A 16,020-nucleotide genomic window follows, 5' to 3' on the forward strand; every position below is an offset into this window, starting at 1 on the left:
AAATGCCTTCCGCCGGAAGCATCGGATCCGCCTCCTGGTTCTATCGGATTTGTTATTCCACCCGCCTGCTCATCGGAGGGCCGCTCTCAGACCGGCTTCCGGTAATCGGACGGGTATTTCCCGTACGCCTCCGTGAACAGCTTCGTAAAATGACGCGTGCTGAAGTAGCCGACCTCTTCGGCAATCTGTTTGATTTGCAGGCGGGTGCCGATCAGCAGCCCCTCCGCCTTGCCCATGCGAAGCTGGGTCAGGTACTTCATGAACGTCATGCCGGTCTTCTTATGAAATTGCGTGCTGAGATAGCTCGGCGACACGTTCAGCAGATCGGCCAGCTGGCCGATGCCGACCTCCTCGGCATAATGCCGCTCGATATACCGCAGCACCTGCGCGACGACGTCGTGCCTCGCGTCTTCCTTCGACTTGCGTTCGCGCAAAACCTTTTCCCCGTACGACCGCAGCTCGACGATCATGCCCTCGGCCAATCCGTCTTGGGGCAGCCGGATACCGGCCGCCGCATGCCTCAAGTATCGAAGCAGCGAGCGCTTCTCGGATTCGCGTCCGTCGATCTCCCACTTCGACCACAACGGCTCCAGCTCCGACAGCGCATTTTGAAAGTTTAAATATTGCCTATCCTGCAAATATTCAAGTCCCGCGGACAACAGCTTCCCGATTGCCAGCAGTTCCTCCCTGCCTGCCATGCCTTGCCATGCCTCGTATTCGATCGCTTCCCCGAAACCGCAAAAAAAACGCAGATCCCGCACCCGCTGCAGCAGCGACAGTCTGCCGTTAAGCTCCTTGAAGCCACGGCATTCACCCGTCATCAGCACGGTGATCGCCTCATCCGGCCCGCCGGCGCTCGCGGCGATGCGTTTGACGGCTTCGAAGAAGTCCGCGGTCTGGCGCTTTCCACCGCATTGATTTCCTTTCTCCCGCGCCGAGACCGCCGCCAGCTCGCCGCCCGGCAGCGGCACGACCGCAAGCATGACGCCGGAGTGCAGATGCGCCTCGAGACAGTCCGTCAAGTTCCGGTAGAACGCTTCATGCGCTTCGGCGCGCCCGACGCCGCCCGCAGGCCGGTCCAGCTCGAAGACGGCCCCCATGAAGCTTCCTTGATGGAATATGCTCTCCCGTTCCTCGAGCCGGACGGAGATCAAGCCGTTGACGAGCGCGGACAGGTTGCAGCCGAACCGCTCGTTATGCAGCTGAAGCAGGTCCCTGCCATCCTTGTACGTCGCATACAGCGCCCGCTCCAGCTCCTCCGGCCCGACCGGCTTCAGCATGTATTCCGAGGCGCCGAGCTTGAGGGCTTCCTGCGCGTAGCGAAAATCGGAATAGCCGCTCAAGATGATCCACTTGGTCATCGGCGACAGCAGCTTGCCCCGTCGGATCGCCTCGAGTCCGTTCATTTCGGGCATGCGGATGTCGACGATGGCGACGTTAGGCCGATGCTCGGACAACAGACCCAGCAATCCTTCGCCGTTCGACGTCTCGCCGGCGATCGTCCAGGACGCATCCATCTCGCCGATCATGCTTCGGAGGGCGTAACGAACGGGATTTTCGTCGTCGGCAATGACGATCTTCATGCGCGCACCACATCCTTTAACGGAATTCGAAGCGTTACCGTCGTGCCTTGCCCCGGCTTGGATTGGACGAGCATGGACGCCTGCCCGTACGCCAGCATCAGCCGTTCGCGCACGTTGGGCAAACCGACGCCGCTCCGTCCTTCCCCGGGCTCGAAGCCGACGCCGTCGTCCGACACTTGTATGCAGAGACATGCCGCTTCCGGTTCGCCGGGCGCTTCAACGTCCGCGCGAATGCGCAGCACGCATGGCGTCACGGACGGCTCGACGCCGTGAATGACGGCGTTCTCGACGAGCGGCTGGAGCAGCAGCTTCGGAAGCAGCATATCTTGGACGCCGGGAGCGAAATCGATGTCCAGCTCCAGCTTCTCGGCGAAGCGCATCTGCTGCAGCTCGCAGTATTGTTCCACGAACGCCATCTCCTCCTTCAGGCTCGCGCGGTCGTTCTTCTCAAGCGTATAGCGGAGCATGCCGCTCAGCGAGAGAATCGCCCGTTCCAGCAGCGCGCGCTGTCCCGCCCGGTTCAAGCCGATGAAGCCGTTCAGCGTATTATAGAGAAAATGGGGCTGGATCTGAGACTGCAGCGCATGGTACTCCGCATTCCGCCGGCCGAGCACGGCACGGAATTCGCGGTCGATCAGCTCGCCGAGACGGCTGATCATCGTGTTCAAATTCGCGCCGAGCTGCGCGACTTCGTCGCTGCCCTTCACGGGATAGAACGCCGTCATGTCGCCGCGCTGCACGCGCTTCATCGTTTGGACCATCCGCTTGAACGGCGTCACCATCCAATGGGACACGGCCGTATAGAGAATGACGGCCACGACGATGCCGCCGCCGGCAAACCAAAAGCCGACCTCGTACAAGCGGTCGAGCTGCCGCTTGACCGCGGACTCCGGAAACAGCACGTACAAGCCCCATTTGGAGCGCGTTACCATCTTGCTCACGACGTTGTAATCGCCGTTCGCCGCGCGGACGATGCCGCGCCCCTTCGCCAATTGAGCCCGCACCTCGTCGGGGATCGGCCCGCTGGCGTAGATCAGCTTCCCTTTATCGTCGAGGATCGCGGCCAACGAACCGCGCTTCAAGCCGATCCCCAAGATCATCCGCTCGATGGCGACCGTATCCGCGTCCGCCATGATTACGCCGAGCGGTCGCCTGGAATCCGGATCCTTGATCAGCCGGGCGACGGAGAAGACGCTCGCCCTGGCCCCGTTCAGGTAATCCTGCTCGTGGACGCTGATGAAGGCCACGTCCCCGTCCGCCCGAAGCGCTTGAATGTACCAATCCTGCTTCTCGAACGGATAACCCTCCACGGCGCCGGTCAGATTGCTGGTCGAGGATACGTACACGGAACCGTCCATCGGCAGCAGGATCGTGCCGAGAATGTCTTTGCGGGTATTCTTGAGCGCGTTCGGGAGCGTGGTCGAGAGCGTCTGTCCCGCCTCGTACCGTTCGTAATCCGTCAGCAAATTCCAGCCGTAGGTCGACTTGAGCTTCAGCGCGCGCATGACGTCGTCGTAGAAGTACGGCGTGACCGTCATTCGGTCGAGGTCGTCGAGATACGTCTCGATATGCGACGTAAGAGCAGCTAAAGTCCCCGCCATAAGCGAGGACTGCTGCTCTTTGATGGAGGTGACGTAATAGGCCGGAAGCTCCACGACGATGACGACAATCGGCAGGATGATCGTAAGCAGGAACAAAAGCGTCAATTTGAGCCGGATGGATTGTCTCATTTGCCGCATGACCGCCTCCTACCCTTTGATGGCGCCGGAGGCTAGTCCGGAGATAAAATACCGCTGAAGGAACAGATACAGCACGATCATCGGCAGCGCGCCCATCAGCGAGCCCGCGGCCACCCAGCCGATGTTGCTGTTGTACTGGCCGAAGAAGGTAGCGAGCGCGACCGTGATCGTCCGGGTATGCGGATGCTGGAGGAAGAAGACCGAGAACTGGTAATCGTTCCACACCGCGACGCCGGTCAGGATGACGACGGTCGCCGTAATCGGCTTCAGCAGCGGCAGCAGGATCCGGAAAAACAATTCGAAGCGCCCGGCACCGTCGATCATCGCGGCCTCGTCCAGCTCGCGGGGAATCGTGCCGATAAAGCCCGTGTACAGGAAGATCGTCATCGGCAGGTTGAACGTCACGAACAATAGAATAATGCCCCAGTAGTGATTCATGCCGCCGATGTCGACCATGAATTTGTACAACGGCACGAGAATCGTCAGCGGCGGCACGATGAGCGCCGAGACGAACAACGCGTAGATGAACTTGTTCCAGCGCGTCTGATAGCGGGCCAGCGGATACGCGGCGACGGAACCGACGACGATGATGAGCGCCACGGAAATCGCCGTCACGACGACGTTGCTTCGGAAAGCCGTCAGCATATTCGCTTCCTGCCACGCATTGGAGAAGTTGTCGAGGTACAAGTAGCCCGGAAACACCCACTTGGAGCTCAGATCGTCGGAGGCCTTGAACGACGTCGTCAGCAGAATGTAGAACGGCAGGATATGCACGAGGCAGACGACGAGCGACGCGATTGTCGCCCACGCCTTGCGATTGCGTCCCATCAAGCGTGCACCTCCCTTCTGCGGAGAAGAAACAACGCGACGAGGCTGACGATGGAGATCATGACGAACATGAGAAAGCCGATCGTCGCGGCATAGCCCGCGTCTTCCCTGCCGAAATAAAGCAGGTACATGATCGAGGACATGGACGCGGACGCGTATCCCGGACCGCTGTTCGTCATCGCGACGATGACGTCGAACAGCTTCAAGCCGCCGATCAGGTTCAGCACCATGCTGACCGTCAAGGAAGGCGCGATCAACGGCCAGGTCACGTGGCGGAACCGGTCGAACGCCGTGGCCCCGTCGATCGTCGCCGCCTCGTAGTAATCCTTGGGGATCGTCTGAAGGCCGGCGAGGAAGAGCACCATCGCGATGCCCAGATACTGATACGTATTGACGAACGTAATGATCCAGCTGTTGAAGTCCTTGTCGCCGAGCAAATTCGAAGGTTCGTCCTGGAACAGCAGCAGAATATCGTTGATCGCGCCGCCGTCGTACTGGAAGAAGAAATACCAGATGTAGCCCATGATCAGGGAGCTGATGATGACCGGCAAGTAGATGACCGTCCGCACGAGGCCGCGCGTCCGGAGGTTCATGTTGAGAAACAGCGCGTACGCGAGGCCGATGACGTTCTGCAGGAAGGCGCTGCCGACGCCGTAGATGATCGTATTGCGAATGACCCTGCCCATGTCGGGATCGCTGAACATCCGCTTGTAGTTGGAACCGCCGATCCATTTGAAATCCTGGTTGTAACCGTCCCAGTTCGTGAACGAGATTTGGACGCCCTTGATGAACGGGTAGAAAATGAACACGCCGAACAGGATCAACGCCGGCACGTAAAGCAAATTCAGCCATGCGCTGCCGCGCATCCGTTTCCCGGCCGGGCTGCGAAGCGGCGCCGCCGGGTCCGGCCGGACGTCATTCGAAGTAACGGGTCGTACGTTTGCCATGCGCTCCCCTCCGAGCATTTCCGTCGTTCGGGGCAAGGAGAACTTGCCCCTCCCTGCCCCGGCCATCCTTATTGATTGCGGAGCCGGTCGTACTCCTGCTTCATCTTGTCGGCGAATTGCGCCGGCGTGACGTCGCCGGCGACAAGCGCGGTTCCCGTCTTGCACATGACGTCCCACATGCCGTTCGGCAAATATACGCGGTCGAAATAAGGGAAGACGCGCACGTCCTTGAACTGCTCGTAATAGGTCGTGAACTCATGCTGGGACGGAATATCCTTAAGCCCCGGGGGCAGCTTCGTCGCGTTGGCGATCTTGGACATGTTCTCCGGCTTGGCGAAGAACTGGATCAGCTTCTTCGACTCCTCCAGGTGCTTGCCGTCCTTCCAAGCGCCCATCGTATACCGCTCGCCGCCGGAGAACGTCTGCGAATCGCCGTCCACCATCGTCGTCAAGGGCATGATGCCGATTTTGATATCCTTGTTCACTTTGTACACTTCGTCCGCGAACGACGGCGCGCCGAAGACGAAGGCGATTTTCCCTTGCGCGAAGCGCTGCGGCATATCCGTGTATTTCGCGGTGAGCACGTCCTTGTTGATATAGCCTTTCTTCTGCATGTCGAGCAGCTTTTGCGCGAGCGGCGTCCATTTCTTCCAATCGAACGTACCGTCCAGCAGCGAAGCCGAATCGTTCGTCGACGGGCTGATGTACTGCGAAGTCGCGTACAGATCGAGGAAGCCGCCGATCATGCCGTTGTCGATGCCGGACATGAAGAACGGCGTGACGTCCCCGTTGCTTTCCGTTTTGAGCATATCGGCGGCATCCATCAGCTCCGCGAACGTCGTCGGCGGCGCGATGCCGTATTTCTCGAGCAGATCGGCGTTGTAGGAGATGCCGTCCTTCGCCTCGCTCAGCACGAGCGCCTCGAGCTTGCCGTCCTTGTCCGTGACGACCGGCTTGATCGTGTCGGTCAGATTGCCCGCCCAAGGCTCATCCTTCAGGTCGGCCAAATAGTTACCGTAGCGGATTACCGCCCAGCCATGCGTGTCGAAGACGTCGGGCAGGTCGTTCGCGGCCATCTTGACCTTCAAAATATTTTCGTATTCCGCGCCGGGGAATTGGAATTCCACTTGGATGTTCGGATTTTCCTTGGTGAAATCGGCGGCGATCGACTTCATCATATCCTGGTTTTTCAGCTCGCCGATCGTGCTGTATACCGTGAGTCGGATTTTCTCGCCGCCGTCCGATTTGACGGGCTCTGCCGAATCGTCGGTTTTGGGGGCGTTGCCGTCCGCATCGTTCCCGGCCTTGCCGGAATCGTTCGCGACGTTGCCGCCGTCGTTGCCGCCGGACCGCTGCGAGCAGCCGACGAGCGCGGTCGAGACGATCAGCAGGAGTGCGATAACGGTGATCCACGTCTTTCTCATCCTTCGAAACCTCCTTGAATTGGCTTGTATTTGGAAGCGAATGCCACATCCCTATCCTAGCACCTCTGATAGCGCTTTCAAATGCCCCGAATATTCGCTCCTCGCGCTCATTTATTTGCTCGCCCTCAGTCCCATTTCGCGCAATGCCGCCGTTTTCCCTTTCGCCCGAACGCAGGCGGAGCGATTAATCATAAAAAATAAGGGCCGCAGCCGGTGGGCTGCAGCCCTTGTCGCGCAGAACGCGAAATGTTGAACCCCCGCCGAGAGCGAGAGCGCGAGACAGCCTCCGCCTTATGCGGGAGACGAAGCGGGACATGCATCCCGTCCTCAAGCCGATTACCCCAGCCCGCCCGCGATGCACGCCCAGATCGTTTCGGTGACCATCCCTAAGTTGGAGCCCCGCTCGGGATGCACGAACGGCGCTTCCTTGCGGAAATAATGCTGGTGGCCGCCGAGCATCGGAACGGGCACGATATGCTTCGGCGCGTATTTGACCCGGTTCCACAACGGGACGCCTTTGCGGCTCGGGCTGAAGCCGCCCCAGGTGCCGATCCGCGTGATGAAATCGGCGCACTCGCCCTTGTCGTCCACCGCGACGATAAAATGCACCTTGTCGGCATGGTCCGCGTGAACCGGATGCCGGGGCGAGCCGATCTGCACGACGCGCCAGTCCGGGATCACGCCTTCCCGCCACAGCATGACCGCCGCCCGATACGCGGCGACGCCGCCGCCGCTGTGGCCGATGAACAGCACCGGCCTCCCCGCCGACAGCTGCCTGACCTGTTCCGCCGCCGCGTGCGCGCCGTATTGCATCGATTTGCTCAGCCGGTACAGATCCTTCCCGACCTTCAGCAGCTGCCGGTAGAAGTTATGCGTATGATCGCCGTACGGGAACAGTTCGCGGATCCGCGAGCTTTTGCCCGATTCCGAGTATCGCCGCTGCAGCTCCTTGATGCATTCCGAGAATATCGTTCTCGTCGATCCGATGCCGGCCAACAAATAAATATCCCAATCGAGGGCAATCTCTCCCTGCATGGACACATCACCGCCCTGTTATCTCACCCCGTGCTGACCGCTCGGCGTTACTAACAAGTAGTATGCGGCATTGAATACGGCAACATTCACGGTGCAAACGGTTACTATATCGTATTCTGAGCGTTGCGTCTTCGCTTCTGGATTTCGTGCATGCCCAGAATAACGGCAACCCATTCGTAAGCGTCCACCGCGTCCGCGTAATTGTCCAAGCAGTAGGCCGAGGCTTCGAAAAAACCGTTTACCCGCGAGAACGAGGCGGCCATGCCGCCGTCCGCCTCCGCAATCTGGTATTCCCGCGAAAAAGCCCCCGCCGTGATCTCGTATTCGCCGCGGCCGTACGCCTCGTATTCGAATCGCTTCGTCAAAAACGACATGCGCGCGCGGAGCACGCCGCATTCGTCTCCCGACGGCCCCGAGACGGACCATTTGCCGGACAGCAGCGGGAATCCGCCGCTGTATGCCTTGCGTCCGTCGACGCCGTAGACGTCGAGTCCGGAACCGAACAGGCTGCGGAGATCCACTTCCCCGACATGTTCCTTCTCCTCGTTCACGATCTCCGTCACGCCGGCGTTGAAGAAATTATCGCGAAAATACAGCTTCATCGCATCGCCTCCCCTATAGCACCTTACGCCGGCAGCGGAGGAAAAGTTTCACTGCGCAAGCAAGGCCTTTTTCTTCGCGAGCAGCTCGGCGAGCTCTATGTCGAGCTCCGCGTACCGGGCTTCCGTCGGCTTCAGCATGCTGATCTCGCCGAGCAGGAACGAGATGCGCGTCGTCACGAGCATCAGCTCCTCTTCGCGCTGCTGCTTCAGCTGCTGTTTCGCGAGCTTCGGGAGCGATTCCGCGGAGGCTGCTTCTGAAGCCGCTGCAGGGCGCGCTTCCGTCTCGTCCTGCGCGTTTCGTTCCGCGTATTCCCGGTATCCTGTCTCGTAGCGGCGGATGGCGCCATCGCCGAACACGAGCAGCTTATCGCATATCTTCTCGATTAAATACCGGTCGTGGGATACGATGAGCAGCGTGCCGCCATAGGTACCGAGCGTCTCCTCCAGCTGCTCGCGGCTTGCCAGGTCCAGATGGTTCGTCGGTTCGTCGAGAATCAGCACGTCCTGCTCCTGCATGATCAGCTGGGCCAGTTTGACCCGCGTTCGCTCGCCCAAGCTGAGCTGGCGGATCGGTTTCTCGAGCATCCCCTCGTCGAAGCCCATATTCGCGAGCAGCGTCCTGGCTTTGCCGACATCGCTCCGCATCTCGAACGAAGCCTGCAGCAGCCCCAGTACCGTTCGCTCCGCGTCCAGATCGGTCACGTCCTGCGTGAGATAAGCGATTTTGGCCGTCGGGCTGATCCACAGCTTGCCGGCGTCTGCGGTTTTCCGCCCGAGCACCATTTCGATCAGCGTGGTTTTGCCCGCGCCGTTCGGACCGATCAGCCCGATCTTCTCGCCTCGCTGGAGATAGAACGAGCTATCCTCGAAGAGCTTCCGCCCGCCATAGCGCTTCCCGATCCGGGAGGCCTCGATAATCCGGCGCCCGCGCTTGCCGGGATCGTCCCAGCCGAACGAGACCTTCGCCTCTTCCTTCGGCTTCTTGACGCCTTCGTGGTCGATCTTGTCGAGCCGATGAAGGCGCGACTTGATCTGCTTATCCATGCTTTTGGCCTTGTTGCGGTAAAATTCCTTGATGCCCCCGCGCGTCGCCGCCGCCTCGGCGGAATCCCGGTGCGCCTTGGCGGACCAATTTTTCAGCCGGGCAATCTCCGCTTCGATCTTGCGCTCGTACTTGTGCTGCTCCTCGTACTGATGCAGCTGGCTCGCGTACCGGCGCTCCTTCTCCTCCCGATAGAACGTATAGCTGCCGGGATAATCCACGGATGTCCCGTCCTGCAGCTCGATGATCCGGTCCACCGTCGCGTCGAGGAAATACCGGTCATGGGAGATGACGATCGTCGTGCCGCCGAAGGTTTTCAATTCTCCGATCAACCAGTCGACGCCTTGAAAATCCAGATGGTTCGTCGGTTCGTCGAGCAGCAGGATATCCGGCTTCGACGCCCAGATATGCGCGATCGCCAGCTTCGTCTTTTCGCCGCCGCTTAGTCCGGCGAAACGCTCGTCGTCCCAATCCTTCACGTTCCGCAGGCCGAGATGGCTCGATACCTCCAAGAACCGCCTGCTCTCCTGCTCGTCGTCTTCGCGGCCGGCCGACCCGCTGAACGTATGCACCGCATAAGAGGACGACTGCCGCAAATAGCCGATGCGCAGACCGTCGACATGGTAGGTCAACTTGCCGCCGTCCGGCTGCAGCGTCCCGAAGATCAGGTTCGCGAAGGTCGACTTGCCCGCGCCGTTCATGCCGACGAGACCGATCCGCTCGTGCCTCGCGATATCCGCGTTGACCCGCTCCAGCACGGCCGTATCGCCGAAATGCTTTTTCATGTCCCGTATCGTAATCAATGTCATGTGCATCACCACTCCTTTAGTGTAGTTTACCTACTGACCAGGGCGATGATTAACGATAACCGCACAGAGCGCGATGCTGCCCGAAGCGCGAGGGCGGATGCGCCGTCGCAACGAAAAGAGCCGCAGGCTAAGGCCCGCGGCTCGCGATAATCGGAAAAGGCTGTACGTGAACAGACTGCCGTCCCGAAACGATGCGCGCCCGGATGCAAACGAATGGCGGCATGGAAAGTTTCGGCTTGGACAGGCGCGCATGATGGCGCCTTGGCAGCGGGAGTCGTTCCCTTTAGACACACGTAACCTATTCCGCTTCGCGCTCGGCAAAGCCTCTCTGATCGTCATTATTCGAAAATCATGAACGACAGGGAATTAAGTCCACATGATGTCTAAATGGATACCTCCAATGCGTGTCAATTGGCCTCATTATAACACGGCTTCGGTATTAAAATGCAACCCCCATCCGCCTGATTGGGTCAAAAAGCCGGCAAAAATAATAGGAAACAGCGGTGCTCGAGCATATCTGGCCGTGAGTCGACGGCAGATAGGACGGTGAAGCGACGGCGGCAAGGGCGACGATGCACGGGCATCGGCGGCGCGCGATAGAAACTAATCCAGGCGGCTCCGCTAAAGAAGAGAAGAGCTCCCTTTGGATAAAAAGGGAGCTCTTCCTCTAAAGCGGCGGGATCAGCTTTTGTTGGACCGCCAATCCAGTTTGCTGTTGTTCAGCAGGTATTCGAAATCGTTGTCCAGCCGCTTTTGCTCGGCTTTGCGGGCTTCCTCCTCCTGTTTCCGGAGGTCCTCCTTGCGCTGCTCCTCCGCGGATTTGAGATCCTGCACGGTCGCCTTCAGCTTATCCAGCACGTCCGGCCTGAGCAGATCCTTCAGCGTTGCCGGTTTCTCTTCCTTCGGCTGCGCGTTCGATTGCGCGGCAGCCGCGCGATGCTTATCTTTCTTCGCCATGCGATCACCTCGATTATTTCCACCCATTATAGCAAGATCGCTGGCTGCCTGCCAAGCGGCGCCTGCCGTCAACCGGCGAAATCGGAGCGTTCCTCGAGCTTCATCGATCGCCAGATCGTAACCGAGACGAGCCAGGCGACGATAAACAAGCCGACCAGGACGTATCCGAGGTCGCCCAGCTGGATCGTGTTGACCCACCGGATCATCGGGTTGTCCAAATGAAGCCGTTCGGACAAGATCTGAACGACCTCCACCACGCCGATAAGCAGCGCGGAGATGACGGACACCGTCGTGACCGTGACATTGTAGTACAGTTTGCGAAGCGGCGTATTGAAAGCCCAGCGGTACGCCTTCGTCATGAACATGCCGTCGGCCGTGTCCAGCAGGCTCATGCCGGCCGCGAACAGGATCGGCAGCGAGAGAATGCCGAGAATGGACACCGAGCTCTTCGCCGCTCCGGCGGACAAGGCCAGCAGCCCGACTTCCGTGGCCGTGTCGAAGCCAAGCCCGAACAGGAAGCCGAGCGGGTACACATGCCAGCTGCGGCTGATCAGACGGAACAGCGGCTTGAACAGCCGCGCGAACAAGCCTCTCGATTCCAGCAACCCCTCAAGCTCTTCCCCGCTATGGGAACCCGCGCGCATGCGTCTGAACACCTGATACAGATTGATGAGAATGATAAAATTCAGGATGCCGATCAAGATCAGGAAAATACCGGAGACGGACGTGCCGATGAGGCTCCCGGTTTCCTGAAGCGAAGGCATGTTCGATTGGATCCATTTGACCGAGCACGCGACGGCCAGCACCATCAGGAAGACGACGGACGAATGGCCGAGAGAGAAATAGAAGCCGACGCCGAGCGGGCTGCGCTTCTGCTGCACGAGCTTGCGCACCGTATTGTCGATGGCGGCGATATGGTCGGCGTCGAACGCATGCCGCATGCCGAGCGTGTAGGCCAATAAGCCGAGACTCCAGAACGTGACATCGGCCCTCGCGGCCGTCATCAATCCGATAAAACCGATCACATGCAGCGCCAGTACGACGATAACGTAACCCGACCATGATTTTCTGCTTGCCCAAAGTTGTCGCAGCATGCGAGACCTCCTCTTTCCATGTGAGATTAACTAACATGACTATACGTATTATATAGGCATTGCATGGAAAAAGCCAAGAGAAAGTCGGAAAACGCGGCGAACTCGACGCCATTTCTCAAACAAGCGGCGGAGCTTGCTCCGCCGCCGCCGCATTCAATCGCGGGTATCGACGATCGCGCCGGACAACAGCTGCCTGCGGGTCCATTCATTGTCGACCGCGGGATCCTCGTCGGCGCGCAGCAGCGCGTACAGCCGGCCCCGAAGCTCCGCTTCAAGCCCGCGGTGCTCCTCTGCCCCGATCAGGTTGACGAGCTCTGCCGGATCCAGGTTCAGATCGTACAATTCGTCCACGTCCGTCAGGTTCCAGACGTATTTCCACTCATCCGTGCGAATCATGCGCTGCGTGAACAGCCCGAACTGCTGTCCGTTGTAGGTAGCCACGACGCAATCGCGCCATTCGCCGGGCGCAAGCCCGTCCTCGGAATGAAGCAGCGGAACGAGCGACCGGCCATGGAACGGCCGCTCGGACACGGCCCCCGCGCCGGCCAGTTCCAGCAAGGTCGGGCCAAGATCGAGCAAATTGTACACGAACTGCGGAGACCGCTTCCCTGCGCCGGAAGCGCCCGGATGCCGAATCATGAAAGGCACGCGAACGACGTCGTCGTAGAGGATGTAATGCTTATCGATCATGCGGTGGGAGCCGCACATATCGCCGTGATCCGCCGTGAAGATCACGATCGTTTCATCGGCGGCGCCGATCCCCCCGAGCGCGGCCAACACCCTGCCGACCGCTTCGTCCAGCTGGCTGATAATGCCGTAGTATCGGGCTACGATCGGCGCCCAGTCCTGCCATTCGTAGTCCTGGATGCCCCAGCTGTAGAGCTGCTGCCGCTGAATATACGGTTTGCCGCGGAACGTCTCGCGAAATCCGTCCCATTCCGGAATGCCGGCGGGGTCGTACATATCGGCAAATCTGCCCGCGGGACGGCACGGCAGATGCGGTTCGGAGAAATGCAGCGCCATATGCCACGGCTTCCCGCTATCGTTCAGCGTCTCCATCGTCTCGATCGCCCTGGCGGCGAACCAGTGGGTCTGCGCGTCTTCGAGCGGAACGGGATCCGTCTCGCCCAGAAAACCGTTCGCGTACGCGACCTCGGGGTGGCGGCTGTGCCGGAAGGCTTGGTAATCGCGCTCGCCGACGTACGCGTCGTACCCGAACGCGGTCGGGTCCTTGTCCGGATTGACGCCCCATTTGCCAAGAAAGGCCGTGGCATATCCGTCGTCCGAGAGCGCTTGCGACCAGGTGAATTGCTCCGGCCGCAAGCAGCCGACCGGCAGGAAGGCGTCGTAATTCCACAGCGCGCCGAACGTTTCCGGCCTGCGGCCGTGGAGCATGGACTGCCTCGCCGGACCGCACACCGGAATATGCGAATAAGCTTGCGAGAACAAAGTGCTTTGTTCCGCAAGCCGGTCCAGATGGGGCGTATGCACGGGATATTTGCCGCTGCTGCCGATGCAGTCGTAACGGAGCTGATCGGCGGTAATGAGCAGGATATTGGGCTTTCGTTCGTTCACGGGTACAGCTCCCTTCTCTTCAGCCCGTCGAGCGGAAACGGCTCGGCGAGCAGCCGACATGGCGGACGAACAGGCGGTTGAAGAACGATTGATCCTCGTAGCCGACCATCGTCGCCACGACGATCACCTTCTCGTCCGTCTCGATCAGCAGATGCTTCGCCCGTTCGATGCGAATCTCATGCAGCACCTCGAAGACGCTCCGGTCGTACTCCTCGCGCATGAGCCGGTTGAGCTGCCGGATGCTGGAGTTGAACAGCGCGGACAGCGACTGCAGCGTGATTTTCTTCTCGTAATTCCGCTCCAGGTAACCGTGCATCCGTTTGGCCGTCATCTCGCGGTCCAGCTGCCTCGGGGACGGGTGGGATCGCGTCTGCGGCATCAGCGTGTAGTAGCGGGACAGCAGCACGAGCAGCTCGATCAGCTGCAGCCGGATGATCGTCTTGTGCCCGGTGGATCGGGCGTTCATCTCGCGGATCATGCTTTCCAGCAGCGTCAGCACATGTGCCGCTTCTTGGCCATGCAGGTTCAAGCGGTGATTAAACCTTACTTCGTGCGTCAGAAAAGGATGCACGTAGAAATAGTCCATGGAATTCGTGATCTCCAGCTCGGTCAGGAGCGCGTCCGGAATGAAGGACGGCATGAACAGGCAGTTGATGATTTCCATCTGTTCGCCGGGCTCCACCGCGTACGCGTGCGTTTCCCCCGGATTGATGATGAAGACGTCGCCGGCTTGGATCTCGTAGCGGGACCCTTGGAAGAGGTGCATGCCTAAGCCGCGGACGACGAAGACAAGCTCGACGAATTCATGGCCGTGCTCGTGAATATTGCCTTGAACCGTCCGCGATATCCAGAACGGAAACTCCGACTTCATGTAATTGTTGCTGGTTAGGATATCTTCTCTCATTCATGACCACCCTTGCGATCAGACTGACCTGCAGGTTGATATCGGTTCTATTCTCCTAGATGTGCTGCTTCCCGGCCGCGGCATGATCGAACACCGTGCGGTCCGGGTTGAGACGCCACTGCTCCCAAGTCATTCCCGCCGCGTTCAGGATCTGCTCGATCCGCCTGCGGAACGGCAGCCCTCTAAGCGCCAATTGCTCCTGCATCGGATCCGGGCGGCCGGCGAGCTTCCGGGCGACGAACGCCTGCAATTGCCCTTCCAAAGCGTCCGCGATGTCCGGCATCGTTTCGGCCAGATTGACCGTTTCCAGCGGATCGCTGCCCAGATCGTACAGCTCTCGCGAGGGCCTGTCGAACGGCCCCGGGTCGTACGTGACGATCAGCTTGTAACGGTCGTTCCGAATGCCGCGGGCGGCCTGCCAGGCGCATTCGCTTAGATAAATCGCGTCGCGGGTCCCTTCCGCGGTGCCTTCGATCGCCTCCCACAGGCTTCTGCCGTCGAGACCGGCGGGATCCGCCAGCTTGGCGGACGCGATGCCGGGCGGCGCTTCCCTGCGGACGGCTTCCAGCAGGGTCGGCAGCAGATCCGCCTGCTGCACGAGTCCGGGTACGCGCTTGCCGGGCGGAATCCGTCCCGGCCAGCGCATGATGACCGGCACGTGGACCGTAGTTTCGTAGAGTCCGCAATGATCCCAATAAATGTCGTGCTCGGTCAGGCTCTCGCCATGGTCGCCGAACAGCACGAGCAGCGTCTCTTCCTGAATACCTAGCTTCGCCAGATGATCGTCGAGTTCCTTCAACCGGTCGTCCAAATAGCGAATTTCGGCATCGTACAGCGCGTCGTAATAGTCGGTGTCCGTCACGGGCCCGACGAGGTCGTAATGGTGGTGCTTGAAGAACGGGTACGCGGCATGATTGTAGGCAGGCTCCATGCTCGCGTTGGCGGGATCGTACGGGTCCTTGGCGGCATCGTAAAACTCCGGAACGTACGATTCCGGCGGCAAATACGGCGTATGCGCATCCCAATAGTGCAGGAACAGGAAGAACGATTCGTCCTTGTGCTGCTCGATCCACGGCATCGCGTGCTCGTTGATCGTGCGCCCGTCGATCCAGCGGTTGCCGCCGACGGTGTTGATGTAATGGTTGTAGCCGCGGGCGAACCACTCCTTGAGCTGGTACAGGTTGTCGACCGCGCCGGTCGTGAAGCCGGCGGCGCGCAGCAGATTCGGCAGCCACTCCACCGACTTCGGCAGCTGCGTCAGATCGGAGCCGTGCGAGACGACGCCGGTCGTGAGTCCGATCTTGCCGGTAAACACGCCCGTGTGCGCCACCTCGGTCGGAATGTCCGCCGCGTATGCCCGCTCGAACAGGACGCCGTCTCTCGCGATGGCGTCCATGTGCGGGCTGGTCCGTTTGCCGTACCCGTATCCGCTCAGCCGGGAAGCCCGAAGCGTATCCAGCGAGACCAGGATGATCTTCATG

The 16,020-nt window shown here is 60.0% G+C and carries 13 protein-coding genes; all 13 read right to left on the reverse strand.

All coding sequences use genetic code 11. From position 1 onward, the window contains the following. Positions 1–86: 86 nt before the first annotated feature. Complete coding sequence (locus AC50YL_RS10475) at positions 87–1,583, reverse strand: helix-turn-helix domain-containing protein (RefSeq protein WP_494831699.1); 1,497 nt, start codon at positions 1,581–1,583, stop codon at positions 87–89. Next, positions 1,580–3,313: a cache domain-containing sensor histidine kinase gene (locus AC50YL_RS10480; RefSeq protein ID WP_494831701.1), complete on the reverse strand. Its 1,734-nt coding sequence runs from the start codon at positions 3,311–3,313 to the stop codon at positions 1,580–1,582. The genes AC50YL_RS10475 and AC50YL_RS10480 overlap by 4 nt, the downstream gene beginning before the upstream one ends. 18 nt (positions 3,314–3,331) lie before the next feature. Next, positions 3,332–4,150 (reverse strand): carbohydrate ABC transporter permease, encoded by an 819-nt coding sequence (locus tag AC50YL_RS10485; protein WP_494832529.1) that lies wholly within the window; start codon positions 4,148–4,150, stop codon positions 3,332–3,334. Next, entirely contained in the window at positions 4,150–5,097 is a 948-nt protein-coding gene (locus AC50YL_RS10490) for a carbohydrate ABC transporter permease (RefSeq protein WP_494831703.1), read from the reverse strand. The genes AC50YL_RS10485 and AC50YL_RS10490 overlap by 1 nt, the downstream gene beginning before the upstream one ends. A 68-nt stretch (positions 5,098–5,165) precedes the next feature. Then, positions 5,166–6,521, reverse strand: coding sequence for an ABC transporter substrate-binding protein (locus tag AC50YL_RS10495; RefSeq protein WP_494831705.1), 1,356 nt, complete (start codon positions 6,519–6,521; stop codon positions 5,166–5,168). A 336-nt stretch (positions 6,522–6,857) separates the two neighbouring features. Then, the gene (locus AC50YL_RS10500; RefSeq protein ID WP_494831707.1) at positions 6,858–7,556 is read right to left on the reverse strand and encodes a hypothetical protein; all 699 of its coding nucleotides are present in this window, start codon (positions 7,554–7,556) and stop codon (positions 6,858–6,860) included. A gap of 104 nt (positions 7,557–7,660) precedes the next feature. After that, the gene (locus AC50YL_RS10505) at positions 7,661–8,158 is read right to left on the reverse strand and encodes a hypothetical protein (protein WP_494831709.1); all 498 of its coding nucleotides are present in this window, start codon (positions 8,156–8,158) and stop codon (positions 7,661–7,663) included. Between the two features lie 48 nt (positions 8,159–8,206). Further along, the gene (gene abc-f, locus AC50YL_RS10510) at positions 8,207–10,009 is read right to left on the reverse strand and encodes a ribosomal protection-like ABC-F family protein (RefSeq protein WP_494831711.1); all 1,803 of its coding nucleotides are present in this window, start codon (positions 10,007–10,009) and stop codon (positions 8,207–8,209) included. 681 nt (positions 10,010–10,690) lie between these two features. After that, complete coding sequence (locus AC50YL_RS10515; RefSeq protein WP_494831713.1) at positions 10,691–10,966, reverse strand: YqkE family protein; 276 nt, start codon at positions 10,964–10,966, stop codon at positions 10,691–10,693. A gap of 68 nt (positions 10,967–11,034) precedes the next feature. Continuing rightward, positions 11,035–12,060, reverse strand: a complete 1,026-nt coding sequence (locus AC50YL_RS10520) for a HoxN/HupN/NixA family nickel/cobalt transporter (RefSeq protein WP_494831714.1) — start codon at positions 12,058–12,060, stop codon at positions 11,035–11,037. Positions 12,061–12,213: 153 nt separating this feature from the next. After that, a complete protein-coding gene (locus AC50YL_RS10525) occupies positions 12,214–13,635 on the reverse strand; it encodes a sulfatase family protein (protein ID WP_494831715.1) in 1,422 nt (473 codons plus the stop codon). A 19-nt stretch (positions 13,636–13,654) separates the two neighbouring features. Continuing rightward, positions 13,655–14,539, reverse strand: a complete 885-nt coding sequence (locus tag AC50YL_RS10530; protein ID WP_494831716.1) for a helix-turn-helix domain-containing protein — start codon at positions 14,537–14,539, stop codon at positions 13,655–13,657. A 55-nt stretch (positions 14,540–14,594) separates the two neighbouring features. After that, positions 14,595–16,019, reverse strand: coding sequence for a sulfatase family protein (locus tag AC50YL_RS10535; protein ID WP_494831718.1), 1,425 nt, complete (start codon positions 16,017–16,019; stop codon positions 14,595–14,597). Position 16,020: the final 1 nt, after the last annotated feature.

It is taken from the genome of Paenibacillus sp. J22P277, assembly GCF_059383675.1.

What these genes read in the sequence shown, in the direction of transcription:
- AC50YL_RS10485 (WP_494832529.1), bottom strand. Translation starts at nt 4,150, where the DNA reads ATGGGACGCAATCGCAAGGCGTGGGCGACAATCGCGTCGCTCGTCGTC.
- AC50YL_RS10500 (WP_494831707.1), bottom strand. Translation starts at nt 7,556, where the DNA reads ATGCAGGGAGAGATTGCCCTCGATTGGGATATTTATTTGTTGGCCGGC.
- AC50YL_RS10480 (WP_494831701.1), bottom strand. Translation starts at nt 3,313, where the DNA reads ATGAGACAATCCATCCGGCTCAAATTGACGCTTTTGTTCCTGCTTACG.
- AC50YL_RS10515 (WP_494831713.1), bottom strand. Translation starts at nt 10,966, where the DNA reads ATGGCGAAGAAAGATAAGCATCGCGCGGCTGCCGCGCAATCGAACGCG.
- AC50YL_RS10495 (WP_494831705.1), bottom strand. Translation starts at nt 6,521, where the DNA reads ATGAGAAAGACGTGGATCACCGTTATCGCACTCCTGCTGATCGTCTCG.
- abc-f (WP_494831711.1), bottom strand. Translation starts at nt 10,009, where the DNA reads ATGACATTGATTACGATACGGGACATGAAAAAGCATTTCGGCGATACG.
- AC50YL_RS10530 (WP_494831716.1), bottom strand. Translation starts at nt 14,539, where the DNA reads ATGAGAGAAGATATCCTAACCAGCAACAATTACATGAAGTCGGAGTTT.
- AC50YL_RS10505 (WP_494831709.1), bottom strand. Translation starts at nt 8,158, where the DNA reads ATGAAGCTGTATTTTCGCGATAATTTCTTCAACGCCGGCGTGACGGAG.
- AC50YL_RS10535 (WP_494831718.1), bottom strand. Translation starts at nt 16,019, where the DNA reads ATGAAGATCATCCTGGTCTCGCTGGATACGCTTCGGGCTTCCCGGCTG.
- AC50YL_RS10475 (WP_494831699.1), bottom strand. Translation starts at nt 1,583, where the DNA reads ATGAAGATCGTCATTGCCGACGACGAAAATCCCGTTCGTTACGCCCTC.
- AC50YL_RS10490 (WP_494831703.1), bottom strand. Translation starts at nt 5,097, where the DNA reads ATGGCAAACGTACGACCCGTTACTTCGAATGACGTCCGGCCGGACCCG.
- AC50YL_RS10520 (WP_494831714.1), bottom strand. Translation starts at nt 12,060, where the DNA reads ATGCTGCGACAACTTTGGGCAAGCAGAAAATCATGGTCGGGTTACGTT.